We start from the raw sequence: 23,693 nt of genomic DNA, 5'->3' as shown, positions 1-23,693 counted from the left end.
ACTAAAGCCTTTCTATTTCACGCCGCCGGAAGACCCGGAGGAGCCGCCGGAAGAACGGGAAGGGGAGGAGGGACTAAAACCGGGACCTAAGAAGATATAGGTGCCGTCGTGGAAGTGATCGAGATTTTCCACGCGCACTGAACAGTTCTGCGGGCCAGTGGGCTCGACCTTGACAATCTGCTTGCGGTAGCGCAGGTACTCCGTGCCCGTTGCGGGATCGAATTGGCGCGCCTTCGGCTTGTGCTCTGCTGCAAGGCGGTTGGCCTCTGCCTGAACATTGTTTGCCTGACAGGCGCCTGACCTGATGGGGGCGCCAGTAACGCCGGGTGAAGTCAGACCGCCAATCACTGCGAAAAGTACGGCGAAGACCAGTGACCATTTCCAGCCTTTGTCATAGTTCATGGAATCCACCTACTTGTAGTCTTCACGATTATTTCTTCTGCAGGGTACATATGCACCGTTTCCCACTCGAAGCCTGCGCAGTCTTCGAGTGCGGTGCCCTTGAGGGCGGTGACGTGGTATTCGCCCTGCCCGGGAAATTGCGCCGAGAGCCAATCCGTGCCCGATACCCGTTGAAATTCTGCGGCGAAGCCATCCGCGCCATGCTTGGCGACGTCCGTCTTCAGCTCGTAGCCCGTCATCTCACCGTAGGTCTGCGGCAGCGGACCCTCACAGTGGCAGGAGATCTCCTCGCGGAAGAGTAGCGTCTCGTCGCGATAAACGCTGGCAGTATGCGAAGCACCGATGATATCCAGCTCAAGCCGCAGGCCATCGGAACCGTGAAGCACGGTCATGCTCAACGCCTGCGGGCGCGGGCCGTTTAAGCGCAGCCCCAAGTCAGCGGCACTGACGTCAGCGCTGGGGCAATCTAGAACCTCCACTGCGGCCTATGCCTTTGGAGCTGGGTACACGGTGAACTCACCCGGCAGCATGGTGTGGCCGGTGGATACCTCCCAGCTGTCATTGTTGGCCCAGCCCTCAAAGCCCAGCAGCTTGTCACCCGCGGAATAATCTACGTAGCGCATCTCGCCGGACTCTGGCAGGCCGGTGGTGCCGGTGGAGGTGTAGCGCGCATGGCCACGCTCGTCCTCACTATATGTAACTCCCTCGAATTCCACGGTGCCGCGATCTGGCGTGACGCCGGCGCCCTTGCGGGAGGTCCACCAGGTGAGATTGAGCTGGCCTTCATCGACCTCGACTCCCAGCCAGGAGGAGTTATCTCCACCGTCGAGCAGGTACTCGTACCAGTAATAAGGGCCCTCATTTAGGGTCAGGGTGCCGCGGACGACGTAGTCGGTGGCGCCGTAACGGATGATTGCACCCGGACCAAGATTTTCTGGATTGAACTCGTTTTGGCCTTTGGCCTCGGCGAAGTAATCCTTGGAGAAGGTATCGCCCGTCTCCTGCGTGCTAGCCGCCTTGGCTTGGCGCGATTTAAAGAACATGTAGATGGCCGCGATTAACAAAACCACGGCGAGCAGAAAGAAAATCTTGTTCATGACTGGCCCTTTAATTTTTTGCTTAGCTTAGGTCTGTAGCAGTCACCTTAGCCCACGCCTTGGACGTCCGATAGTCCTACGCATTACGCTGGGGAATTGTCGTTTTCAATTCGATGGATTTTAGGTCGGCGTATGAACGAAAAAGAGCTTATTTCTACTGCGAGCGATGCGGCGGAAGAACTCATTGACGCCGAGTCCTATCCCTTCGTCGAAGGCTGGCGAGCCTGGCGGGTGCGCGGAAAGTGGTTCATGCTGGCCACCACCATGCCTGCGAATAAGCCCTTCGGTGGAAAGAAGGCCATCATTCTCAAAGCTCCGCCGGAGGATGTCTCCGCTTTGCAGGCTGGTTATGCCGACATCGGCCCTGCATATCACATGAATAAGCGGCACTGGTACACCGTGTATCCCGGGGATTCGATAAACCCCAAGTTAGTTCGGGAGCTCGTCCAGGAATCTTATGCCGCGGTGGTGCAAAAGCTGCCTAAGGCGCAGCGCCCTGCCGGGTGGCAAGAGGCAGTGCGTTAAGGAAGTATAAGACGCAATGGATAAATCTAATGGCCGGTTCCCACGCTTTGTCTATGAAAAAGGCACAGAGCCCGATCCGCGTTTCAGCATGGCCAACGAGCGCACGTTCTTGGCATGGATTCGTACCTCGCTCGCTTTCATCGCAGGTGGCGTTGCACTGCAGGCTTTCGACCTCCCGATTCATGGCACGCTGACCCTCATCATCTCCGTGATCATGCTGGTGGTCGCCATCGTATTGCCGGCGGTGGCGTGGGCGCATTGGGCGGCGTCGGAAAGCGCGATGCGTGAGCAAAAGCCCCTGCCGCCGAATGTCGCGATGCCTCTGCTCGTGGGGCTCGTCATCGTGGTGGGCGCGCTCATCCTCGCAGGTCAGTTGATGGCTTAGATGTACGACGTCGGATTGCAGCCCGAGCGCACGCGCCTGTCCTGGCAGCGCACGCTCTTGGCTTTCGTGTTGGTGGCGCTGGTGGTGCTGCGCAGTGAAATTCCCTGGTCAAACGCGCAGCTGGCGGCCTACGTGGGCGGTGGTCTGGTGTGCGCATGGTTGGGTTGGCGGGTACATCGACGCGCCGCGCTTTACGACGCCGCCCTCGCCTCCCGCACCCCACTTCCCGGCGCCGCGGCTCTCGCTGGGCTTGCCTTGGCCGTGTCTTTGCTCGCACTTTTGGCCATTGTAGGACTCGGTGGGGGTAGCGCCATTTCCTTGCAAAGCTGAACTGTTACAAGGTTGGCTAGTGGACCCGAGGGGGTAGGCTAGTCGGTTTTTCATAAACAGTGGGGGTAACTAAAGATCATTTCCTAGTTTTGCGTTGCTCCAAGCTGTATGGTTTTCGCGAACGTGGGTATTTATTTTTCGCTGCGAAAACGCCCCCGTTGCACACGCCAAGCCGAGGACAATCCAGGGAGAACTGCATGACAACACCGCATACACACGAATCGACAGCACATGTAGAAGGCGAAGACGACCAAGGCGTAAAGCAGGGCGAATGGCGCCGCATGGTGATTGGCTTTTTCCTTGGCGTAGCCTTGGCTGCGCTGGTGTGGTTCCTCTTCCCATCCAATGCGGTGGAGACTGTTCTGCAGTCTTCCGGCGCTGACCCAGAAGAGGAGTACACTTACGGGGCAATTCGCGCGGTTGCGGCCGTGACCATCCTGATGGGTGTGTGGTGGATGACCGAGGCGATTCCGCTTGCAGCGACCGCTTTGCTCCCGCTGGTTATTTTCCCGCTGGCTGGTGTGGGCACGATTAAAGAGGTCGGTGCGCCTTATGCATCGGCGACCATCTTTCTCTTTATGGGCGGCTTCCTCATCGCGCTGGCTCTGCAGCGCTGGAACCTGCACCGCCGTATGGCGCTGACCGTGGTGAAGATCGTGGGCACCTCGCCCAAGCGCCTGGTTTTGGGCTTCATGCTGGCCACGGGCTTTTTGTCCATGTGGGTCTCTAATACCGCTACCGCAGTGGTCATGCTGCCGATTGGTACCTCCGTGCTGGCGCTGACTGCTGAGACGGTTGGTGGCATGAAGAACCAGAAGAAGTTCGCAACGGCCCTGATGCTGGGTATTGCTTACTCGGCTTCCATCGGCTCGCTGGGCACGCTCATCGGTACCCCGCCGAACGCCCTGCTGGCTGGCTACATGAAGGAATCTCATGACATCGTGCTGGGCTTCGGCAAGTGGATGATTGTCGGCATGCCCCTGGCTATCATCTTCCTGTTCGTCGCCTGGTTCATGCTGATCACTATCTTCAAGCCGGAGATGGACCGTATTCCTGGTGGTAAGGAGCTCATCGACAAGGAAATCGCGGCTCTCGGCGCGTGGACCATGCCCCAGATTCTCACCGGGATCATCTTCTTGGGTGCTGCGATTTCTTGGGTTGCCGTCCCGTTCCTAGTGGGCGAGGACTCCAACTACGACGACGCCATCGTCGGCATCGCGGCCGGCCTGCTGCTATTTGCTATCCCTGCCGACGCTAAGACCGGCGTGCGCTTGCTGGATTGGAAGACTGCCAACGAGATGCCATGGGACGTGCTGCTTCTCTTCGGCGGTGGCCTGTCCTTGTCGGCGATGTTTAACAACTCCGGTCTCTCCCTGTGGATTGGTGAAATGGCCAAGGGCCTGGGCGGCTTGCCGACCATCCTGCTCATCGCGGCGGTCGCCCTCCTCGTCCTCTTCCTGACGGAGATCACCTCCAACACCGCAACGGCGGCGACCTTCTTGCCGATTATGGGCGGTGTGGCCGTGGGCATTGGCCTGACTGCCAACGGGGAAATCAACATCCTGTTGCTGACCATCCCGGTTGCTCTCGCGGCTACCTGCGCGTTCATGCTCCCTGTTGCGACCCCGCCGAACGCGATTGCGTACGGCTCTGGCTACGTCAAGATTGGCGACATGATCAAGGGCGGTGTTGGCCTCAACCTCATTGGCTGTGTGCTCATTACGCTGACGGTCTACCTGCTGGCCGTGCCGGTCTTTGGGTTGGTGCTTTAAAGGGTGGTGTTTTAGTGCAGTTGGCGCCAGGTTAACAATGCGTAAAAACGTATTGCGGCCTGGCGATTTGCTGCTTCTGGGCAACGGCACTATAGTTAATCAACGTTGCAGAGAGCGCTTGGCGCTCAACGCCAATGGACTGCGCCCGTAGCTCAACGGATAGAGCATCTGACTACGGATCAGAAGGTTGGGGGTTCGAATCCCTCCGGGCGCACAGAATTTAACCCCCTAGCTTGCTAAACAGGCTAGGGGGTGTCTTCGTCTTGCAGTGTGCCTTTATTTCGAGGGCCACTTACCGGCTACTTTGCAATGACGGTCGGCTTTCACCCGTGGACGCCACCTAGGATCTGCGTAGTTGCCAACGAGAGCGCTCGTGGAGGCCAGATGAAGGGCTTCGTTGTCAGTTATGCAGATCCAGTTATGCAGATCCGCAGCCGCAGCCAAAGCCCCTAGCCGCAGCGAAAGCCACAGACAGCCCGCTTACTGCGGCTCCTGCTGAGAAAAGTCGATGTCTCTCACCCAGTCCGGTTCGGGCGGCGGCTCCAGAGCTCCCTCCCACGGCGCCGGGCCCAACGCGCGGTGCCAGCTGCGCACTCCGCGGTAGTAGCGCCTCTCCCAGGCGGGCTGATTAGCAGTACAAATCTGCTCCACGATGTAGTTCAGGTGGTATTTCACGCAATGGCCGGTATAGCGCAATGTACGCCAGCCCCGCAGGACGGCCTCGTTGTTCTTCCAGTGGTCCCTAATCCACGGCGTGAGCGCTGAGTGGAACTGCAAACCGTTTATCTCAATCGCAATCTTGTAATCCGGCAAGACAATGTCCCACCGATACGCCCCAATGAGATAGTTGCTCTCCACCTTCAGTCCGCGCGACTTCAAAGCGCGGATGACTAGTATCTCCGCAGAAGAGTCGGTAAACAGCGCAGCTTGCGTAAGCACCTTCTGCGCGTGCGCCGACAGTCGGCGAAACTCCGCTCGGTCCCGCTCGATGGCCTCCCTGCCTTCCTTCGTCGAGTAGAGGGCCTCGCACAGCTCCAGCGCCAGGGCGGCGTCGAGCCGCTCGATGGCGAGAAGCGGATTTGCTACCCGGATGCCATCGATCATCCGATAGGCGTTCTGCTTAGTGCGGCGCAGTGAGTAGAAAGGAGACGTCGGCAAGCGCGCAGGCCCGCGCAGCTCCAGCGGAGTCGTCAGCTCATGGCCTAAATAGAGCTGTGCCGCGGTGCGACCGGCAGCGAGCACAGTCGCATTGTATTCTTGGACCGCTCGCAGAACCTCCAGCGGTGTCGGAGCTCCCCACACGTAGATTCCGCGCGCAATTTTGGTGATGTCCCCACGCCGCAGACGCGTGACAAGTTGGGACCTACTTAGCCCCCGAACAAGTAGCGCATTCATCGTTTCCCCCCGTTGATGCTGCGTTCAGCTTAACAAGGGGTGGGGCAACCGGCTACCGGAAAGCTGCATATTTGCCAACGAAAGCCGCGACGCCCCCGAAACTGTAGGCTTCGTTGTCAGTTAGGCCGATCGCACATGCTTTCCGACGCCCCCGTACCCTAGATTCCATGAACCAGAAGCTTGCATCCTGTCTCATCGCCGGCGCCATTCTCGGTGCGGTTCTCTGGTTGGCGTCGGGGATGCTATGGCTTTTGCCCGTCGGAATTGCGCTCGGCCTCCTCGGCCTGCCGATTCTCGCGCTGAGCCGAGACGAGTCAAAGTCCCGGAAGCAGCGCGATGACACCTTCCGGGACTAAAAGCGCAGCCTAGAAAATCTCGATGCGCCCGCCCAAGGACTCCGACTGGCGCAGCTGCGCCACCCAGTTCGGGCCGCCCGGGTGTAGGCGCAGTACCGGTCGGGAGGAAATCTTCACCGGCGAGACAGACTCCTTGCGGGCACCCGAGCGCGCCTCAATACGAGTACGGGCGCGGAAGCCGGTCTCAGCCAAGTCTGCGATGGAAGGCTGCTCCGCAGCAAGCGAGTCGCGCGCGGCCTGGAGGAGCTGCAGTGCTTCATCAAGGGCGTCGACAAGCGCGGGCGCGTTCGTCTCACACATCTGACGCACGAGCTCAGGCGTGGTGCCCGCCACACGCGTGCCGTCCTTGAAGGAGCCCGCGGCCAAGGACTGCGCGAGGATGCCGCCATTGTCGCCCACCACGGCGAGGGTCTCAGCCAGCACGTGTGGCAGGTGAGAAATGCGGGCCACGGCCGCATCGTGGTTGGCCACGCGCACCGGAACGGCCTCTGCGTGCACCATCTGTGTCATGCGCACCACATCGGAGAAGGTCTCAATCCACTTCTTAGGGATGCGCTCGCCACGGGCTTCGCACTCCGCCGCGTAGTCATAAGTAATTGCCCACGCCGAGCGCTTGAACAGGCCAATTTGGGAGTGGTCCCAGCCGGAGTTCTGGGTACCGGCCATCGGGTGCCCGCCCACGTAACGGCTTTCCATGCCACGCTTCAGGAAGAGCTCGCGGACCTCCGTCTTGACCGAAACCACGTCGGTAATGCCGCAGCTCGGCGCATGCTCTTCGATCTGATCCAGCACCGAGTCCACCGCATTCATGGGGGTAGCGATGACGATAAGGGCGTCGTCAGCCTCGGCGCGTGCGAGGATCGCAGGCATGTCATCGGTGACGTCATAGCCCGCTTTGATGGCGCTGCGGGCGCCGGAAGTCGAGTGATTATAGCCATACACTGCGTGTTTGCTTGCCACGAGGTCGCGCAGCAGGGAACCACCAATGAGGCCGAGGCCGATGATGCATACGGGTCGTTGAACGTCTTGAGAACTCACGGTGACAATTCTGGCACAACACGACTAATCTCACGAGGTATGAGCGATGACAACATCTCCTTCGCAGTTACCGTTGCCCGCAATGAGGGGCAATGGGTGGTTCGGGAGTTCGATGACGACTTCGAGGACATCAACACCTCCATAAACGCAGTGCGCGCGCTGCGCTCCGAGGGCGCGGCCTTTGCGCTGCTGTGTGTGGACGATGATTACTTTGTCGTTGTGCGCCCGGTGCCGGGAGATGTGCGCATGCTGATCTCTGACGCCACATATGCCGACGAGGATGATTTCGCCGCCGACTTCCTGGAGCTGCGCGACCTTGACTTCCCCGAAATCGATGACGACGACGAGGATCCAGATCCTTATGGCGACGGTGACTTCGATATTTTTGCTGATCTTGGGCTCAGTGAAGATCAGTTGGGCTACATCATCGACAATGACGAAGATTGGCCCTCCGACATGCTCCTGCGCATCGCGGGCGATTTAGGCTTCGGCGACGAGCTCGAAGAGATCATTGCTTAAATCCCAAGGCTTGGCCCGCGCCGAGACTCGCATGCGCCGCGCGCTCGAGGTGGCACGGCAAACTCCGGCAGGAGATATCCCGGTAGGAGCAGTGCTTTACGACGCCGCCGGCAACGAGCTTTCCACCGGCGTCAACCGCCGAGAGCAGCGCGGCGATCCCACCGCGCATGCGGAGGTGGAGGCGATTCGCGCGGCCGTCGCCAAGCATGGCGATGGCTGGCGCCTAGAAGGCTGCGAAATTGTGGTCACCCTCGAACCGTGCGCGATGTGTGCCGGGGCCATCCAGGGTGCCCGCGTGGCTTCCGTGGTCTTTGGTGCTTTCGAACCGAAGACGGGCGCGTGCGGCTCGCTTGTCGATGTCTTGCGTGCCCCCGGTGCCCTGCACGTGCCCGAAGTGCGCGCCGGGGTGTGCGAGGAAGAATGCGCCGGACTGCTGACCGGCTTCTTCGGCGAGCTGCGCTGAAATTGTGTAGGGTGGGGCCACCGCAAACAAAGGAGGCTCATCATGGGTGATTTTGAAAACAAGAAGGACGACCTAGTAGGCAAGGCCAAGGAAGCTGCGGGAAACGCAACCGACAACGAGGATCTTGCTAACGAGGGCAAGGCAGACCAGGTTATTTCCCAGGCTAAGGACAAAGTCTCTGACGCTGTCGAGGGCGTAAAGGACAAGGCCAACGAGGTTATTGGCGGCCTGAAGGACAAGTAAATCCGGCGGGATTTTGTGCCGCGCGCTTCAACACGTAACCTAGACTACGGTGGCGTGTCCGAGCGGCCGAAGGTGTTCGCCTCGAAAGCGAATGTTGGGTAACCCCCAACCGCGGGTTCAAATCCCGCCGCCACCGCCATAGCGAAAGCCGTGGGGCAAGTAATTGCTCCACGGCTTTTCTTGTTTTAGCTGCCAGCGGCTGGCCGCTAGACTGGGCGAAGTTAATCAACGAGACAGAAGGTAACTCCTGTGGCAAAACTCTTGTACCGTCTTGGGCGCTGGTCCTTCCTCAACAGGTGGAAAGTGATCATCGCGTGGCTTGTGATCTTTGTGGCCGCCGTGGGCGCCACGATTGCCTTGATGAAGCCCATGACTACGGAGTACTCCATCAAGGGCACGCCGGCGATTGACGCCACCCACCGCGCCGCCGAGCTCTTCCCGGAAAGCGGCAACCTGGCCAGCGCGCCTTCTGTGAACCTGGTCTTCCAAGCCCCCGAGGGGCAGAAGCTTTCTGACCCGCAAAACAAGGAAGCGATCCAGCAGGTGGTCGATCAGATCACCGACGAGCTCGGCATCAAGGACCAGCAACGCTGGGGCAACCCGCTCGACGTATCTCCGGCTTTGCAGCAGCAGGTTATCGATCAATTCACCTCGATGGGCCTGCCGGAAGAGACCGCCCGCAAGGATGCGGAAAACCTCGCGATGGTCAACGAGGATGAGACTATCGCCTACACCACCTTCGACTTCGATGCGGAAAGCTCCTACACCGTTGAGCAAGAAGACAAGGACGTCGTCACCGCAGCGATGGAGCTGGGCCGCGAGAGGGGGCTAACGGTCGAGGCCGGCGGCGCGGGCTTTGGCGATGAGATTAAGGTCAACTCCACCTCGGAGATCATCGGCTTGGGCGTGGCCTTCCTCGTCCTCATCTTCACCTTTGGCTCTTTGGTCTCGGCGGGCATGCCGCTGATCTCGGCCGTCGTGGGCGTGGGCCTCGGCGCGCTCGGCGTCATGATTGCCACGCACTGGATTGAGCTCAATAACTTGACCCCGGTCCTGGCCATCATGATTGGCCTGGCCGTGGGCATCGACTATGCGCTGTTCATCATGTCGCGCTACCGCCAGGAGCGCTCGCGGATGGATGGGCCCGAAGCCGCCGGCATGGCGGTGGGCACGGCAGGTTCCTCCGTGGTCTTCGCCGGCGCCACGGTTTTCGTGGCGCTCTTCGCCCTCATCGTGGCCAAGATTGGCTTCCTCACGGCCATGGGCTTGGCCGCCGCGGGCACCGTGTTCATGGCGGTGCTCGTCGCGCTGACCCTGGTGCCGGCGCTGCTTGGCTTGGCTGGCGATAAAGCCTTTGCCGGTCGAATCCCCGGCATCGCCGGCAACCCGAACAAGAAGGGCAAGCACCGTAAGGGCGCCACCATGGGCAACCGCTGGGTGCGCGCGGTACAGAAGGCCCCGGGCCTGGTCATGGCCGTGGTCGTGTTGGGTCTTGGCGCGCTGAGCGCCCCGGTGCTGAACATGGAGCTCGCGCTGCCGGCGGATACCAGCTCGAATCCGGATACCACCCAACGCAAGTCCGCGGACCTGCTGGCCGAAGGCTTCGGCGCAGGCGTCAATGGTCCATTCCTGGTCATCGTCAACGGTGAGGAAGCCAACCCAGACGCGCCGGCTCTCCAGCCGCTGATTCAGGGTCAAGAAGGCGAAGACCAACAAAAGAAGGCAACTTTCGCCTCCTTCATGTACGCGACCCAGCAGCTTAACCAGGTAGGCGGCGTGAAGCACGCACAGATCGTTGGCCTCAACTCTGATCAGACCGCGGCGCAGATCATGGTTGCACCGACCACCGGCCCGACGGATCCCACGACCGTCGGCACGGCGTCGGCACTGCGTGCGGAAAATGAGCGCCTGAGCGAGGTCACCGGCGCGGAAATCGGCATGACTGGCCTGACCGCCGTGCAGCTAGATATCACCGAGCGCTTGGAGGCCGCCATGCTGCCTTATCTGGCCATCGTGGTGGGCCTGGCCATCCTTCTGCTCTTCCTAGTCTTCCGCTCGGTCTTGGTCCCTGTGGTGGCTGGCTTGGGCTTCCTGCTCTCAGTGGGCGCGGCCTTCGGCCTTACGGTTCTGGTGTGGCAGGACGGCCTCTTTGGCCTAGTCCCGGCGCCTGGTCCGCTAATTTCCTTCATGCCTATCTTCTTGATCGGCGTGACTTTCGGCCTGGCCATGGACTATCAGGTCTTCCTGGTTACCCGCATGCGCGAGCATATCTCGCGCCACCCGCAGGGCAGTGGCACCAAGTACAACGCCGTGGACGAGGCCACCATCGCGGGCTTTACCGAAGGCGCGCGCGTGGTCACGGCCGCAGCCATCATCATGATTTCGGTCTTCGTGGCGTTTATTAACCAGCCGCTGCCGTTCATTCAGATCTTCGGTTTCGCACTTGCCGCAGGCGTGCTTTTCGACGCCTTCTTCGTGCGCATGTCCCTCGTCCCCGCCACGATGTTCCTGTTGGGCCGCGCCACTTGGTGGCTGCCGAAGTGGATGGACAAGGTCATGCCTTCCCTCGACATCGAAGGCACAGCTCTGGAAGAAGAGTGGGAGCGTGAGCATGGCGGCGCATCTGCTGATACGACGCAACACGTAAACTAGCCCCTATGATCGAGCAACAGCCGCCTTTTCCTGCACCCAAGCTAGAGACTGACCTGAGCTTCGACGTGCGCACGCGCCTCGACCAGGCCGGTCCTGGCAAGCATGGTCGCAGCGGCACCATTCACACCCCGCACGGGGATATTCAGACCCCAGCCTTTATCCCCGTGGCCACCAAGGCCACGGTCAAGACCCTGACCCCGGAGCAGATCCGGCAGACGGACGCGCAGGCTATCTTGTCCAACGCTTATCACCTTTATCTGCAGCCGGGCCACGACATCGTGGATGAGGCTGGCGGCGTCGCGGCCTTTGAAAACTGGCATGGCCCCACCTACACCGACTCCGGTGGATTCCAGGTGATGTCGCTTGGCGTGGGTTTCAAGAAGGTCCTGGCCATGGACACCTCGAACCTCACCGAGAAGGACATCCGCGCGGCCAAGAAGGAGCGCATGGCGCAGGTCGACGAAGACGGCGTGGACTTCAAGTCCGTCATTGACGGCTCGAAGCACCGCTTTACCCCAGAGGTTTCCATGCAGATTCAGCATGGTTTGGGTGCCGACATCATGTTCGCCTTCGACGAGCTGACCACTTTGGTGGATACCCGTACCTACCAGGAGGAATCCGTCGCGCGCACCCATCGCTGGGCACAGCGTTGCTTGGACGAACACCACCGCCTGACCGAGGAGCGTGGCCCGCAAAAGCCACGCCAATCCCTGTGGGGCGTGGTGCAGGGCGCGCAATATGAGGATTTGCGCCGCCAAGCCACCCGCGGTTTGGTGGAGCTTTCCCAGGCTGCCGAGGCAAACGGCAAGCGCGGTTTCGGCGGCTTTGGCATCGGCGGCGCGCTGGAGAAGGAGAACCTGGGCACCATCGTGGGCTGGGTCTGCGACGAGCTTCCTGAGGATAAACCGCGCCACCTGCTGGGCATTTCTGAGCCCGATGACCTGTTCACCGCGATTGAGGCCGGCGCCGATACCTTCGATTGCGTCGCGCCTACCCGCCTGGGCCGCCGTGGCGGCGTGTACACGCTCGATGGCCGCTTGAACTTGAAGGGTGCGCGCTTCAAGCGCGATTTTGCAGGAATCGACGAGGAGTTCGGCGGCTACGTCTCGGAGAACTACTCCCGTGCGTACATCCACCACCTGCTCAAGGCCAACGAATTCCTGGCCGGCACGCTGTGCACCATGCACAACCTGACCTTCATGATCCGCTTGGTGGACAACATCCGCGCCTCCATCGACGGCGGCTACTACGAGGCTTACCGCGACGAGTTCATGGGCCGCTACTACGCCGGCAAGTAAGCTACCTCCCTGCGCCCGTCGCCTCTTTTCCGCAAATGCGCCCTCCGCCTCTTTTCCGCAAATACCCAGGGCTGGAACTGCAGACCTCCTGTTCGGCTTTTCTCGCGCTTGCCGACGCCGCCCTTTTCACCAGGAAGCTGCAGTTCCAGCCCTGGGTTTCTAGGGCTGGGGATTTGTGGTTTAGCTGCTGGGAACGTAGTCTTCGCGGGATTTAACCCACTTGATGACGACGGTGGTTAACGGCAGCATGACCACCTCGATGAGGGTTTTCCACACGAAGCCGACCACTACGTAATTGAGAAAGCCGCTGAATGTAGAAATGCCGATGACTGGTGCGGCGATGATGCAGAACAACACAGTATCGCCGAACTCGCCCACGACGGTTGAAGCCACCAAACGGCCGATGAGCCCGCGTTCACCGGACTTTGCCTTCATACGGGTCAGCGTGAAGGAGTTGAGCAGCTGGCCCACCAAGTAGCCTGCCAAGGAAGCGGCGAGGATTTGCGGTACAAGGCCCAAGGTGGCGGCGAAAGCCTCTTGGCCCTCATAGAAATCCGCAGCTGGCAGCCAAATCGCGATATAGAAGCACACCGCGGCCAGAATCGCCATGACGAATCCGATGTAGACCGCCCGCCGCGTGGACTTGAAGCCATAGCATTCGGACAGGACGTCGCCTGCGATATAAGCCAGTGGGAATAAGAAGAAGGCGCCGTCGGTGATAAGCGGACCGAGCTGGACGCCCTTTGTGGCGTTGATGTTGGAAATGAGGAACGTAACGACGAACACCGTAACCAGCCACGGGTACAGCGTGGACTGTACCGGGATGAATCGGATGCTCTCGCCACTGGAAGTGGTTGCGGTTGCCGATTTTTCTGTCATGGCCAGTTATCTTGCCATGTCGTCTTATGGTCTAAGAAACCAGAAAATGCTCCCACATGTTGGGGGGAGGTTGGGGAATGATCCTCAAGGTAGATCCAGCGAAAGATTTGCAGTTAAACCTAGCTTTAGCAAGCTAGCGATGAGATAGCAGAGGGCAAATCCCAAGGAAGGGGCGAAATGAGGCCTCAAATATGGCATTCTTTTGCTTGCTACACTTGTGCCTATTTTGTTCCCTTTGGTTTCCCTGGCTGCGCTCTTGGTCGGGGGAGCGCTATTTGAGAAAAGGTCATTAATTATGACATTTGGTTCGCCTGGTTCGTCGCCCCAGTTTGGCGGTCCGCGCCCCGGAGCGGGCAGCGGGTACAACACCGGACCCAACAACGCCGGCTCGGGTTTCGGATTCCCGAGTTCCCCTAACTTCGGTTCGCCGAATCAAGCAGGAGGCACCGCGCCGTCGTTTGGCGCAGCTGGCCCCGCACAAGGCAGCCAGGGCTTTGGCGCACCGGGCGGGCAGCCCAGCGCGCCGCGCAGCTCGCGCCCAGCCACTCCGGCCGCACCGACCAAGGGCCCGTGGCCTTTGCTCATCGCCGCTGGTGTGGCCGCCATTTTGTCTGCAATCGTTGTGATTGCCGCGCCGTTGGTTTCCACTGCGACCCAAGGCCTCTTCTTTGGACTGGCAATTACCGGTTGGGTGCTTGCAGGCATCGTCGCCTTCGTGTTCCTTGGCCTGTACACCCTGCAAAACACCAAGCGCCAAGCAGAGAGCTTCTACATTGAGGACACGCGCCAGACGCTGGTCTACCGCCTAGTCATGATCAGCGGCTTCGTACTCGTTGTTGCCTCTGCGGTGGAAATCGCTTTTTATGTCGGAAAGGTGATGGGCGCCTAATGCGAAAACTAAATCGTCTCCTCGCTCTCAGCAGCACCGCATTGTTGTGCGGTTTCGCAGGTTCCTTGGGAGCTTCCGCGCAAGATGCGCCAGCGCCTGAGCAAGCACCAGCGCCCGAAGCGGCCCCGCCACCAGAACAAGCTCCGCAGGCCTCCGAAAGCAGCCTCTCCGAAGCCTCGCAGAAGAACCTCGCGGACTTCAGCTCGTGTATCGCGGACAAGAAGTCCGCGGACCTGTTGTTCGTGCTCGACCAGTCGCAGTCCCTCATCGGTTACGAAGGCGAACCCGCCACCGATGGCTCCCACTTCCGTGTCGATGCCACCAAGGACATCGTCAATCAGCTGGCCAACCTAGGCAAGGACGCCGGCGCGGATATCAACGTCAAGCTTGCCGGATTCGGTTCAGGCTATTACTCCGAGGCTGGCGAGTACGGTGGTTGGACCAATGTTTCCGGAAACGCTGGTGCCCTGGACAAGGAGATTGATGCTTTCCGTAACAAGGAGCGCACCTCCGATCTGGAAACCGACTACGGACTGGCCTACTCGGGCGCGCTCAAGGAATTCGGCGATCATGATGGCAGCGATTGCCGGGCCATCGTCTTCTTTACCGACGGCGCCTACGTAGGCGTTGAGACCGGCAAGGATAACGCAGCAGCCCGCAACATTTTGTGCACCCCGGATTCCACGGTTTCCGCCTTCCGCCAGTCCAATATCCGCCTCTTCAACGTCGGCCTCGTACCGGAGCGCGATGCGAAGGAACAGACGGAGCTTCTCACCGATTTGGCTGAAGGCGAGGGCTGTGGCCAGGGCGAACCGAACGGTGCTTTCTTCAACGGCGGTGAGGATCCCGCCGCATTGTTCGCGGCTTTCCGTAACCTCATTCCTACCTCCGGTGGCTTGAACAAGGAAGGCACTTTCACCGAGCAATTCGATTTCTTCCTGGATAACTCGGTCGACCCGGTCCGCTTGTCCGCGGTTCCGAAGACCAGCGTGGAAGAAGGCAAGATCATCCCGACCCTCACCGGCCCTGATGGGCAAACGGTAGAGCTGAAGCCGGATACCAAGAAGGTCTCCGGCGCCGACGTGGAGATCACCACCAATGACCGCCTGCCGGGCATGGTCGACGTCGCGATGAAGAAGGGCGGCGAAGGCTGGGCCGGCAAGTGGACCTTTGGCTACAAGCTGGAGGGCGGCGCCGAGGGCGAGTACCAGGCATCCATGGTGATGATTCCGGGTCTGAACCTCAACCTGCAGCGCGAAAACGGTGAGAAGCTAAGCGGCGGCATCAACTCCGACCAAGTCATTAAGGCACAGCTTGTCGACGGCGGCGGTCAGCCGCGCAAGCTCGAAGGCCAAGGCATGCTGCGCGCGGAGTTCGTCCCCGAAGAGGGCGAGTCAGTGACGCTGCTCGAAAACGCTCCGATCGTGGACGGCAACGCAGTGGATATCCCGTTGGACAAGGTCGAAAACGTTGCCGCGGGCAAGCTGATGACCAGCGTGGACATCACCACGAAGGGCGTCGATAATCAGCCGGGCTCCAAGCTCAACCCCATCAAGAGTGAAACCCCGCTGACGATTACCCCGGTCAACATGCCTTCCGTCGGCTCGGCACAGGTGGTGTCGATGACGGAAAAGGAAGTCACGATCGATGTTCCGGTAGCTGGTCCGGGTAAGGTGTGGCTGGCGGAGCAGAGCTTCGGCGCTGATGAGGTCACGCTGCCGAAGGGCGTGGATGCGCTGAAGGTAACCTCGCAGTACGATTCCGCGGATAACGCGCTTGAGCTGGCCAAGGGCGAAGAGTCGACGTTGCCTGTGACCCTTTCTGCCGAAAATATGGAAGACGGCGCATTGGCTTTGCAGCCAGAGCTGAGCTTGCAGTCTGCGGAAGATAACCAGGAAGCGCAGCTGCCTTTGCAGCTCAAGGGCTCGATGACCACGCCTTTGAGCAAGAGCGCTTTCGGCCTGGCATTCGTGCTGGCGGTTCTCTTGGGCCTTCTGATTCCGCTGGCAGTTCTTTACTTCATGAAGTGGTTCTCCGGCCGCATCCCTGAGTCACCGCGCATGTTCGCGAAGACGATTCCGGTCAAGAAGGAAGGCACGAGCCTCATCCGCACGGATACCGGCAAGCCGTTTGCGGTTTCCAAGGACGAGTTCCAGGGCGCAGTGCCTGTCGACGCCGCGCCGCGCCGGGCAAACCTGGGCCTGTATGAGGCGAAGGTAAAGATGGGCCTTAGCCCATTTACCGCGGCACACGTGGAAGTTGAAAAGGACGGCTCTATCTCCGGCAAGGGCAAGCAGTCCGGTGGCCGCGCCATCTTGCCGCTGGCAGTTCAGAACAACTGGTTCTTCGTGGGCAACGCGAATGACAAGGACCGCGGCGAGATCGTCTTGACCATCGACACGATGGCACATGCCGAAAAGTACGGCGAGCTTTCCGAGGAGATTAACCGCTCCGCACCGGTGCTCTTCGAGCAGGTGCAGTTCTCAGCGCCGAAGGAGCCTAAGGCTCCGAAGGGCCCGAAGGGAGAGCAAGGTGCACAGGCACCGCAGAACGCGCCGGGGGCTAACGCTCCAGTGCAGCAGCTCCCGGGGCAGCAGGGTGGCTTTGGCCAGCCGGGCCAGCCAGGCGGCTTCGGCCAGCAGGGCGGCTTTGGTCAGTCAGGCCAACAGGGTGGCTTCGGTCAGCAGGGTGGTTTCGGCCATCCAGGTGGCCAAGGTGGCTTTGGCCAACCGGGCGGCCAGGGCGGTTTCGGCCAGCCGGGCAACGGACCAAGCGGCAATAATGGTGGATGGCCGCAGGGGCCTTCCTTCGGAAACAACTAGTCCGAGCCAGAACGCAAGCAGAACGCACAAGTTGAACACTTAAAGAGACATCCCGAAAGGTTTTAAGAGCAGATGAAGAAGTTCCTCGTAGTTGGCTGCGGTGGCTCCGGCGCCAAGACCTTGGCTTTTATCATGGACCAGCTCAAGGCGGAGCTGCGCACCATCGATCCAGACATTACCGAGCTGCCCAAGGCGTGGCAGTTTGTGAACATCGATGTGCCCCTCGAAGAGGAGGCTGGCCCGCAGAAGCTGCCGAACGTTACCCAGAGCGGTGGCCAGTACGTCGGCATCGGTTCACGCCAGCGTTACAACCAGTTCGACGCGGGTATCTCTGAAACGCTGGGCCGCTCCGGCAAGCTGGGCGAGATCGCCACGTGGGCTTCGCGTACGCCGCAATCGAATGACACGAAGCTTGCCGACGGCGCCGGCCAGTACCGCGCCATCGGCCGCATCCTGACCCTGCGCCACCTGAAGGACATCCGCAACGCATTGAACGCGGCGGTGTCTGAGATGTTTACCCAGGAAGCTATCCAGGAGCTCAACGAGCTCAATTACAAGCAGTCGAAGAAGCGCACCGATACTGGTTCCTCCGCGCCGGTTGTGCTGGTTGTTTCCTCCATGGCAGGCGGCGCAGGCGCTTCGATGTTCCTGGATGTCTGCCGCGTTCTGACCACCATCAAGAATCTCGATCCGACCAGCACGCTGGTCTTCATGTACACCCCGGAGATCTTCTCCGACAACAAGGCAGAGGACATGGCCGGTGCGTGGCCGAATTCCCTGGCGATGTTCGGCGAGGTTGTGGCTTCCCAGATGGGCAACTCCACCGCGCATGACCGCGCCATCTTCGAGGCCTTCGACATGGGCACCCCGCCGGACGGTCCGACATTCGGCCGTATTTTCCCAATCGGTTCCAAGATGGGCACAACCGGCTCCCGCTTCGGCGATGGCTCCGCGATGTCCGTCTATCGTGGCCTTGGCCGTGCGCTGGCCGGCTTGATGGCCTCGACCCGTGCCTCTGACAACCTGGTTTCCTACGCACTGACCAACACCCCATCCGGTGACGGCGGCCGCCGTTTCTTCGGTTGGGACCGTGATCAGTCCCAGGGCGGTACGCCGTGGGCACGCTTGCCTTGGGGCTCTCTGGGCTACGCACAGATTTCCATGGGCCGTGACCGCTTCGCTGAGTATTCCGCACAGCGCCTGGCCCGTAGTTCTTTCGACCGCTTGCTCAACGGCCACCTTGACAAGGCCAATCCGGAAGCTGGCGAGATACAAATTGCTAAGCGCCTCGATGAGCGTCTACCTGCTCGCTTCCAGGAGATGACTCTGGACCCTAACTGGGCAACGGGCGCACCGATTGATATCAACACTACCTGGAACTGGCTGATGGCCAATTTCAATATGATGGCCCAGCCCGCCGCGGAAAACGCAGTGCGCAACCTGCGTAACTTCATTCCTATCGGCGAGGGCCGCAAGGTAGACGAGTGGCGTGGCGAGCTCATCCAGAACCTGAACGACCCACAAAACCAGCAGTACATCTCTGGTCTGCTCCAGCAGTCCGCGTATGACACCGCGTACCGCTATGCAAACTTCTTCTCTGACAGGGTTCTTGAGACCGTTGAAAGCGAACTTGCTGCAGTCGGTGTTCCTTACGTCCGCGAGGTTTTGGACCGACTCAGCGACGCCCTCACTAGCGGCGACCGTCTGATGCCGCAGCTGAACGAGTTGTCTAATCGCTTCCTCAGCATCGGCACCAACGTTCTGGCTTTGCCGCAAGGCTCCGAGCCGATTCTGAGTCCGCTGACCGGCAAGGGCCAAATGACGGACCCAGCCCCCATCGTTAATGGCCTGTTGGGCCTTTATCACAAGCAGTTCTACGACTACTTCCTCATGGCGATGGCGCACTTCCTGAAAGATGTTCTGCAGGACTACGCGGATGAGAATCTCTTCCACCTCAAGCGCGAGCTGAAGGATGTCCACGAGGTCTTGGAGAAGGCTGCACAGTCGCGTCCGGAAACCAACAAGCTGGCTGACGTTCGCACCAACGAGGTCAACGCATGGCCGGAAGAAATCGACGAGGTTGTCGAGTCGCGCTTCAAGGGCGCGGAAAACGAAATCATGTTGACCGACGTCAACGCGTTTATCACCGATTACCAGGACCAGATGTTGCGCACCATTCAGGGCCAGCACGCCACTTCCCACGTTCAGCACTATGACCAGGCTTATCCGTTTGCGGTCCGCGCGGTTATTCGCGGTGAGTGGGATTCCCTGGATGCCAACAAGGCTCCGAATAACACCTTGGCACCGCAAAAGCGCACTAACGATGAGTACAGCAACCGTGCCGGCTGGGTTTCCAAGTACCTGTCCCGTCACCCACAGACTGGCGAGGTTCGTGAGTCGCAGCGCGCCCAGTACCGTGCACGTATCCGCCCGGCGGACCTGCTGGGACGTGCTCGCGATTGGATCAACCGCCGCGACTACGAGTTCCACAAGTTCAACTCAGTGGATCTGCGCAGCTACCTGACGCTTACCCCAGATATCAACGAGGTTGAGCATAGCCAGCGCATCGATCGCTTCGTCAGTGCCTTCCAGATGGCGCTGAGCTACGCCCGCCCGTTGGCTGCCGTGTCCAGCGACATGGTTCAGCGCATCCACGGCAAGGACGTCCAGTACACCTACTCTTTCTCGGACATTCCGTTCGAAGCGCTGGGGAACGAAGAGACTGGCATTGTCCCACGCCTGAGCAGCATCCTGAGCACGTCTTCCATCGATGAGCCATCCCAGGTAGCGCTGCGCAACTCGCTCAACATGTCTGAGCAGGTCCAGCACATCGAAATCTTTGGTTCCTACCCGAACTACTCACCGATCGTATTTTCTTCCATGTTTGGCTACATCGCCGAGGACATCGACAAGCAAGAAAACTTCGATGGCTCTTATTGGTCTGAGCGCCGCACACGCCCGCTAGCTGCCGCTCTGCCGATCACCGAGACGGAGCGTCAGGCCATGGTGGCAGGTTGGATCATTGGCCGCATCACCGGCCGCATCTACATCTCCGATCAGGACACCGACAAGGCCGCGGCGCACATCTTCGATGACACCCCAGATGGCGTCAATGGTTGGGTTCCTTTCCCGAACCCGATGCTGATTTCCCCGCGTCGTATGGTCAAGAAATCCGACTGGATGTCTTCTGTCTTAGAATCCATCTTCATCGCGTACGCGAAGGTACAAAAGAATGGCGAATACGGCTTTGCCTCTTCCTTGTACCCGTACCAGCTGCTGCGTGGTCTCTACGACAATGGCAAGGACTTCGCGCACTCCGGTGCGTCCACGCACCCACTGGTCCACCGTCTGGCTAAGTTCCTGCGCGATGGCAAGGTGCCGGGTCGCCGCGACGCCGTCGGCCTCGGCATCCAGGATCGTTATGAATCCTTCGTTGCGGAGCTCGATAAGTTCGTCCGCGGCGCCGATCACTTCATTCCGGGTGGAATGAATTCTCTGCCGGGCCAAGGCATGGATGACAAACCATTTGCAAACATTCGCCGCCGCGATGTCGCCTCCGCTACGCCGTACTACCGCGACCTTGCACCGGACGTCGTCGTCATGGCGCAGCGTATCCGCGATTTGCTGGGCCAGGCAAAGACTGTCGCTGAAACGCCCGATACTTTTGAGGCTCCCGCGAGCCGGGATTTTTCCAGCCAGACCCCGCGCTTTGAGCCTGAATTCAACCTCACCGACTTGGATGACACCTTCTAATGACTAACGTACTGTTCTTTGGACACGGCGCCACGGCCGATGAGATTCGTTCCCGCCTTTTCGACCTGCGTGCAGTGGGCTTGCTGGATAACTTCATGTGGGTGGACTACACCCACCCCACGTCAGCTGCAGTAGTGCGCTCTTTCGATGCGGAGGGCACTCCACGCATTTCCACGCTTGACGACGCCCTGCATCGCCACGAAGGAGACATCCTTCTGGTGGTTCTCGATTCGATGGATGAGGCGCAACCCCTGCAACCAGAGGCGTTGTCGCAGTGGGCTGCCGCGGTAGATTCCCGCATCGTGCAGGCATCCAACCAGCGAGTGCGCCTCCTGCTTTCGGCGTTGCCATTGCGCAACGTTCACATCGAGCCCTTGCAGGTGTGGGAGAACCTGGTGCTCTCCCCGGAAGAGGGCGGCACTCCTTCGTCGACGCGTATTCGCCCGATTCCGCGTACTGAGGATGGCTTTGAACTGGCCCAGTTTGCTGCGCCTGCTGTGGCATCTATCTTCGGCCTCTGGCGCGGAATGCCGCAGGCTGCGGTGTTTGATCCAGACACCGGCCGCCTCATGGAGACGGGCAACCGCGAGAACTTCCGTTTGGTGCGTGCATTTCACCGCACCATCGACGCCAGCGCGGTTGAGAACGCGGTCAAGGATCGCGTGTTCAATCCGAACCGCCCCTTACCGCGCCCGCAGCTGCGCAACAACAGCCATGCCGAGCGCGTCACTGATCCAGCGAGGCTGACTCAGTACTACTCCGACACGCTTTTCGCGATGCACGGGAGTTCGCTGCTGTCCCCTGAAATCCCGTTGGAGTCGCCTAAGACGCAGAAGGTCAGCGCATGGGCTGCCCTGCGCGATAACCTGCGCCTGTACTGGGCCACGGTCATCGGCAAGCCGCAGGATTGGGTCAACAGCCACCGTGGCACGGTCAACAGTGCCACCGCGGGCTTCCTTCAGAACCTACTCTATGGCCAGAATTCCAACATGGAAGTCGTTCTGGATGGCCACTCTGGTAAGGGCAATGCTGTGTCTATTCAGCAGATGCAGCAGAAGAACCAGCGCACCCTGGCTGAGGCGCAGAAGGTGCAATTCGACATCGGCCAGGTGCCGCAGCTGTCTGGTATGTGGGAGGCCTACCACGACTTCGCCCTTGGTTTGGTTGATGGTCAGTGGAAAGAAGACGCCAACTTCACACCGCAGAAGGGCAGCCAACAGGAAGTCCTGATCGTGCAGTATGGGCAGCAGTCCGTGCCAGACATGAGCAACTCCTTCCTTGGTTTCCATCCGCTGATGCACCGCACCGTGGGCTACAACAACGAGTCCGAGGCTAAGGTGGCCCCATTCGACCCGATTGCGGCTGAGAAGTTCGCAGCAGATCTGGACTGGACCAGCCAGGTCACGCAGAACACGGAAGTCAACCGCAAGAAGCAGGAATTCGCTGCGTGGCGCAATCAGAACCAAAACAGCTTCGCCTGGAAGGTCGGTACTGGCTTGGCACAGCGTCTTGGTGTCGCTCGCCAGCGCGTTGATTTCTACGAAACGGAAGCACGCAGGCTGCGCGAGGAAGAAAAAGGCTTTGCTGTGCGCGACTTTAACGATGAAAATCGACGACTCACGAACAAGCTGCGTGCGTCGTGGGGCATCCTGACTCTTGTTCTGGTCGTGCTGTTCTACATGTGCTTGGCCAATTACAACCCAGACGTGAAGATCTGGGATGGCATGCTCACTCTCGATTGGCGTTGGACCACCTTTGGTGTGCTCCTTTCGATCATCCTCTTCCTTTTATTGACGTGGCTGATGTTCACCAAGGCACAGCGCGAAATCTACGATTACGTGCAAAGGCAAAAGCTCAACCGCCAGAACCAGGAGATTGCCGCGCGCAACATCGTGTCAGCAGCTGCAGACGTCGACCGCATCCTCAACGCTTACAGCCAGTTCCTCAGCTGGTCCGCAATCCTTGGACGTGCCATCTATGCACCGTTCGGGCTTAACTCCACCACGAGTGATCACCTGCGTACCCCAGAGTCTGGCTTGCCGGATAACGCGCGAATCGGCCAAGCGCAGGTCTCGGAAGATGAAACCAACCGCATGGCTGAGGAGATTCGCTCCCAGGTTTATTCACATGACTGGGCGCACAAGTCCCTGCGTTCGCTCGTCGATTACATGAACTCTGTCTTTGAGCGCAATCAAGTAGGCCAAGGCTCGGTACAGCTCAGCGCTATGTGGGGCATGCGCGGCGAAAACTCTAACACCCAGCTCGACCTCATCTCACGCCACCTAGATCACCCATTCATGGCTTCCCGTGATGAGAAGCCGCAGGTCTGGCACAACGTGATTACGAATCCGCGGATGGCTGGCAGGCTGCAGCACTACCTGTCTTCGGTGACCTTCTTGGATGAGAATCGTCGTCAGACGCAGTCCACAGAGCAGTTCCTGGCGGGTATGAGCCAAGAGAAGGGGGCAATGCAGGCCTTCAGCAACGAGGCCCTGACCACCCTGGGTGCTTCGGCAGGCTACACCGAGATTGACCCTGACTACACGCGCACTATTGAGGTGGACAGCAATACGGAGCTGACCAGCCAGCTCTCCCGTTCTCTCACTGTGGTCCAGTTCGGCCGTATCACGGATTTCAAGTACCTGGTGCCGAAGGAAGAGCGGCTGGAGGAAGCGGTGCCATCAGCGTTCTTCGAGGATGCGCTGAGCGATCTCGATGACACTGATCACATCGATTCTTTCAATAATGCTTCTCAGGTTCAGCCTGGATACAGCTTTGGAAATGAGACCAGCAATACCGCAAATCCTTTTGGTTTCGGTCAATCGCAGCAGCCACCATCGCTCGATGATCTGGACGATACGTTCTAGGAGCGAAG

20 protein-coding genes and 2 tRNA genes are annotated in these 23,693 nt (G+C 59.8%); 16 read left to right on the top strand and 6 right to left on the bottom strand.

Going from position 1 to position 23,693, the window contains the following annotated elements:
• Positions 1-12: 12 nt before the first annotated feature.
• From CHU71_RS12525 to CHU71_RS12515, 3 genes are read right to left on the bottom strand one after another with little or no spacing between them, the layout of a single operon-like run.
• Positions 13-402: a DUF4247 domain-containing protein gene (locus CHU71_RS12525; RefSeq protein WP_005530417.1), complete on the bottom strand. Its 390-nt coding sequence runs from the start codon at positions 400-402 to the stop codon at positions 13-15.
• Positions 399-881, bottom strand: a complete 483-nt coding sequence (locus CHU71_RS12520; RefSeq protein ID WP_061920040.1) for a DUF2617 family protein — start codon at positions 879-881, stop codon at positions 399-401. Before CHU71_RS12520 ends, CHU71_RS12525 begins: the two co-directional genes overlap by 4 nt.
• Before the next feature lie 6 nt (positions 882-887).
• Positions 888-1,499 (bottom strand): DUF4178 domain-containing protein, encoded by a 612-nt coding sequence (locus CHU71_RS12515; protein WP_061920042.1) that lies wholly within the window; start codon positions 1,497-1,499, stop codon positions 888-890.
• A 132-nt stretch (positions 1,500-1,631) separates the two neighbouring features.
• On the opposite strand from CHU71_RS12515, the gene CHU71_RS12510 reads away from it, so the two are divergent.
• The 5 genes from CHU71_RS12510 (at position 1,632) to CHU71_RS12490 (ending at position 4,725) form a co-directional block, all read left to right on the top strand.
• Positions 1,632-2,024, top strand: a complete 393-nt coding sequence (locus CHU71_RS12510; RefSeq protein WP_061920044.1) for an MmcQ/YjbR family DNA-binding protein — start codon at positions 1,632-1,634, stop codon at positions 2,022-2,024.
• Between the two features lie 16 nt (positions 2,025-2,040).
• Positions 2,041-2,409 (top strand): YidH family protein, encoded by a 369-nt coding sequence (locus tag CHU71_RS12505; protein WP_147761251.1) that lies wholly within the window; start codon positions 2,041-2,043, stop codon positions 2,407-2,409.
• Positions 2,410-2,739 (top strand): DUF202 domain-containing protein, encoded by a 330-nt coding sequence (locus CHU71_RS12500; protein WP_147761250.1) that lies wholly within the window; start codon positions 2,410-2,412, stop codon positions 2,737-2,739.
• Positions 2,740-2,936: 197 nt separating this feature from the next.
• Positions 2,937-4,511: a DASS family sodium-coupled anion symporter gene (locus CHU71_RS12495; RefSeq protein ID WP_147761249.1), complete on the top strand. Its 1,575-nt coding sequence runs from the start codon at positions 2,937-2,939 to the stop codon at positions 4,509-4,511.
• Between the two features lie 141 nt (positions 4,512-4,652).
• Positions 4,653-4,725 (top strand) — tRNA-Arg (locus CHU71_RS12490).
• Between the two features lie 266 nt (positions 4,726-4,991).
• On the opposite strand, the gene CHU71_RS12485 is transcribed toward CHU71_RS12490, so the two are convergent.
• A complete protein-coding gene (locus CHU71_RS12485; RefSeq protein WP_255456448.1) occupies positions 4,992-5,753 on the bottom strand; it encodes an endonuclease domain-containing protein in 762 nt (253 codons plus the stop codon).
• A gap of 320 nt (positions 5,754-6,073) precedes the next feature.
• Here CHU71_RS12485 and CHU71_RS12480 point away from each other — a divergent pair, with 320 nt between their 5' ends.
• Positions 6,074-6,262, top strand: a complete 189-nt coding sequence (locus CHU71_RS12480) for a hypothetical protein (protein WP_005530402.1) — start codon at positions 6,074-6,076, stop codon at positions 6,260-6,262.
• 9 nt (positions 6,263-6,271) lie between these two features.
• On the opposite strand, the gene CHU71_RS12475 is transcribed toward CHU71_RS12480, so the two are convergent.
• The gene (locus CHU71_RS12475; RefSeq protein ID WP_147761247.1) at positions 6,272-7,300 is read right to left on the bottom strand and encodes a prephenate dehydrogenase; all 1,029 of its coding nucleotides are present in this window, start codon (positions 7,298-7,300) and stop codon (positions 6,272-6,274) included.
• 39 nt (positions 7,301-7,339) lie between these two features.
• On the opposite strand from CHU71_RS12475, the gene CHU71_RS12470 reads away from it, so the two are divergent.
• The 6 genes from CHU71_RS12470 to tgt all read left to right on the top strand — a co-directional run bounded on the left by CHU71_RS12470 (position 7,340) and on the right by tgt (position 12,475).
• Positions 7,340-7,819, top strand: coding sequence for a tRNA adenosine deaminase-associated protein (locus CHU71_RS12470; protein WP_005530399.1), 480 nt, complete (start codon positions 7,340-7,342; stop codon positions 7,817-7,819).
• A 31-nt stretch (positions 7,820-7,850) separates the two neighbouring features.
• Positions 7,851-8,282, top strand: coding sequence for a nucleoside deaminase (locus tag CHU71_RS12465; protein WP_049145561.1), 432 nt, complete (start codon positions 7,851-7,853; stop codon positions 8,280-8,282).
• A gap of 42 nt (positions 8,283-8,324) precedes the next feature.
• A complete protein-coding gene (locus CHU71_RS12460; protein WP_005530396.1) occupies positions 8,325-8,525 on the top strand; it encodes a CsbD family protein in 201 nt (66 codons plus the stop codon).
• Positions 8,526-8,573: 48 nt separating this feature from the next.
• A tRNA-Ser gene (locus CHU71_RS12455) sits at positions 8,574-8,664 on the top strand.
• Positions 8,665-8,774: 110 nt separating this feature from the next.
• Positions 8,775-11,177 carry an MMPL family transporter gene (locus tag CHU71_RS12450; RefSeq protein ID WP_147761246.1) on the top strand — a complete coding sequence of 801 codons (2,403 nt, stop codon included), beginning with the start codon at positions 8,775-8,777 and terminating at the stop codon, positions 11,175-11,177.
• A gap of 5 nt (positions 11,178-11,182) precedes the next feature.
• Positions 11,183-12,475, top strand: coding sequence for a tRNA guanosine(34) transglycosylase Tgt (gene tgt, locus CHU71_RS12445; RefSeq protein ID WP_147761245.1), 1,293 nt, complete (start codon positions 11,183-11,185; stop codon positions 12,473-12,475).
• Positions 12,476-12,655: 180 nt separating this feature from the next.
• Here tgt and CHU71_RS12440 read toward each other — a convergent pair whose 3' ends face one another.
• Complete coding sequence (locus CHU71_RS12440; protein WP_147761244.1) at positions 12,656-13,354, bottom strand: queuosine precursor transporter; 699 nt, start codon at positions 13,352-13,354, stop codon at positions 12,656-12,658.
• 295 nt (positions 13,355-13,649) lie between these two features.
• Here CHU71_RS12440 and CHU71_RS13115 point away from each other — a divergent pair, with 295 nt between their 5' ends.
• The 4 genes from CHU71_RS13115 (at position 13,650) to CHU71_RS12420 (ending at position 23,685) form a co-directional block, all read left to right on the top strand.
• The gene (locus tag CHU71_RS13115) at positions 13,650-14,243 is read left to right on the top strand and encodes a hypothetical protein (RefSeq protein ID WP_255456447.1); all 594 of its coding nucleotides are present in this window, start codon (positions 13,650-13,652) and stop codon (positions 14,241-14,243) included.
• Positions 14,243-17,065: a vWA domain-containing protein gene (locus tag CHU71_RS12430; RefSeq protein WP_147761243.1), complete on the top strand. Its 2,823-nt coding sequence runs from the start codon at positions 14,243-14,245 to the stop codon at positions 17,063-17,065. The genes CHU71_RS13115 and CHU71_RS12430 overlap by 1 nt, the downstream gene beginning before the upstream one ends.
• 72 nt (positions 17,066-17,137) lie before the next feature.
• On the top strand, positions 17,138-20,818 hold the full coding sequence (locus CHU71_RS12425) for a tubulin-like doman-containing protein (protein ID WP_147761242.1): 3,681 nt from the start codon (positions 17,138-17,140) through the stop codon (positions 20,816-20,818).
• The gene (locus CHU71_RS12420) at positions 20,818-23,685 is read left to right on the top strand and encodes a hypothetical protein (RefSeq protein ID WP_147761241.1); all 2,868 of its coding nucleotides are present in this window, start codon (positions 20,818-20,820) and stop codon (positions 23,683-23,685) included. Before CHU71_RS12425 ends, CHU71_RS12420 begins: the two co-directional genes overlap by 1 nt.
• The last annotated feature ends 8 nt before the right edge of the window (positions 23,686-23,693 follow it).

The sequence above is a fragment of the Corynebacterium sp. LK14 genome (assembly GCF_008042215.1).
GTDB lineage: Bacteria > Actinomycetota > Actinomycetes > Mycobacteriales > Mycobacteriaceae > Corynebacterium > Corynebacterium striatum.
This window is presented reverse-complemented; position numbering and strand designations above follow the sequence as displayed.

Coding starts and splice junctions, on each gene's coding strand:
- CHU71_RS12525 (WP_005530417.1), bottom strand. CDS start 402: ATGAACTATGACAAAGGCTGGAAATGGTCACTGGTCTTCGCCGTACTT.
- CHU71_RS12515 (WP_061920042.1), bottom strand. CDS start 1,499: ATGAACAAGATTTTCTTTCTGCTCGCCGTGGTTTTGTTAATCGCGGCC.
- CHU71_RS12510 (WP_061920044.1), top strand. CDS start 1,632: ATGAACGAAAAAGAGCTTATTTCTACTGCGAGCGATGCGGCGGAAGAA.
- CHU71_RS12505 (WP_147761251.1), top strand. CDS start 2,041: ATGGATAAATCTAATGGCCGGTTCCCACGCTTTGTCTATGAAAAAGGC.
- CHU71_RS12500 (WP_147761250.1), top strand. CDS start 2,410: ATGTACGACGTCGGATTGCAGCCCGAGCGCACGCGCCTGTCCTGGCAG.
- CHU71_RS12495 (WP_147761249.1), top strand. CDS start 2,937: ATGACAACACCGCATACACACGAATCGACAGCACATGTAGAAGGCGAA.
- CHU71_RS12480 (WP_005530402.1), top strand. CDS start 6,074: ATGAACCAGAAGCTTGCATCCTGTCTCATCGCCGGCGCCATTCTCGGT.
- CHU71_RS12470 (WP_005530399.1), top strand. CDS start 7,340: ATGAGCGATGACAACATCTCCTTCGCAGTTACCGTTGCCCGCAATGAG.
- CHU71_RS12465 (WP_049145561.1), top strand. CDS start 7,851: ATGCGCCGCGCGCTCGAGGTGGCACGGCAAACTCCGGCAGGAGATATC.
- CHU71_RS12460 (WP_005530396.1), top strand. CDS start 8,325: ATGGGTGATTTTGAAAACAAGAAGGACGACCTAGTAGGCAAGGCCAAG.
- tgt (WP_147761245.1), top strand. CDS start 11,183: ATGATCGAGCAACAGCCGCCTTTTCCTGCACCCAAGCTAGAGACTGAC.
- CHU71_RS12440 (WP_147761244.1), bottom strand. CDS start 13,354: ATGACAGAAAAATCGGCAACCGCAACCACTTCCAGTGGCGAGAGCATC.
- CHU71_RS13115 (WP_255456447.1), top strand. CDS start 13,650: ATGACATTTGGTTCGCCTGGTTCGTCGCCCCAGTTTGGCGGTCCGCGC.
- CHU71_RS12430 (WP_147761243.1), top strand. CDS start 14,243: ATGCGAAAACTAAATCGTCTCCTCGCTCTCAGCAGCACCGCATTGTTG.
- CHU71_RS12425 (WP_147761242.1), top strand. CDS start 17,138: ATGAAGAAGTTCCTCGTAGTTGGCTGCGGTGGCTCCGGCGCCAAGACC.
- CHU71_RS12420 (WP_147761241.1), top strand. CDS start 20,818: ATGACTAACGTACTGTTCTTTGGACACGGCGCCACGGCCGATGAGATT.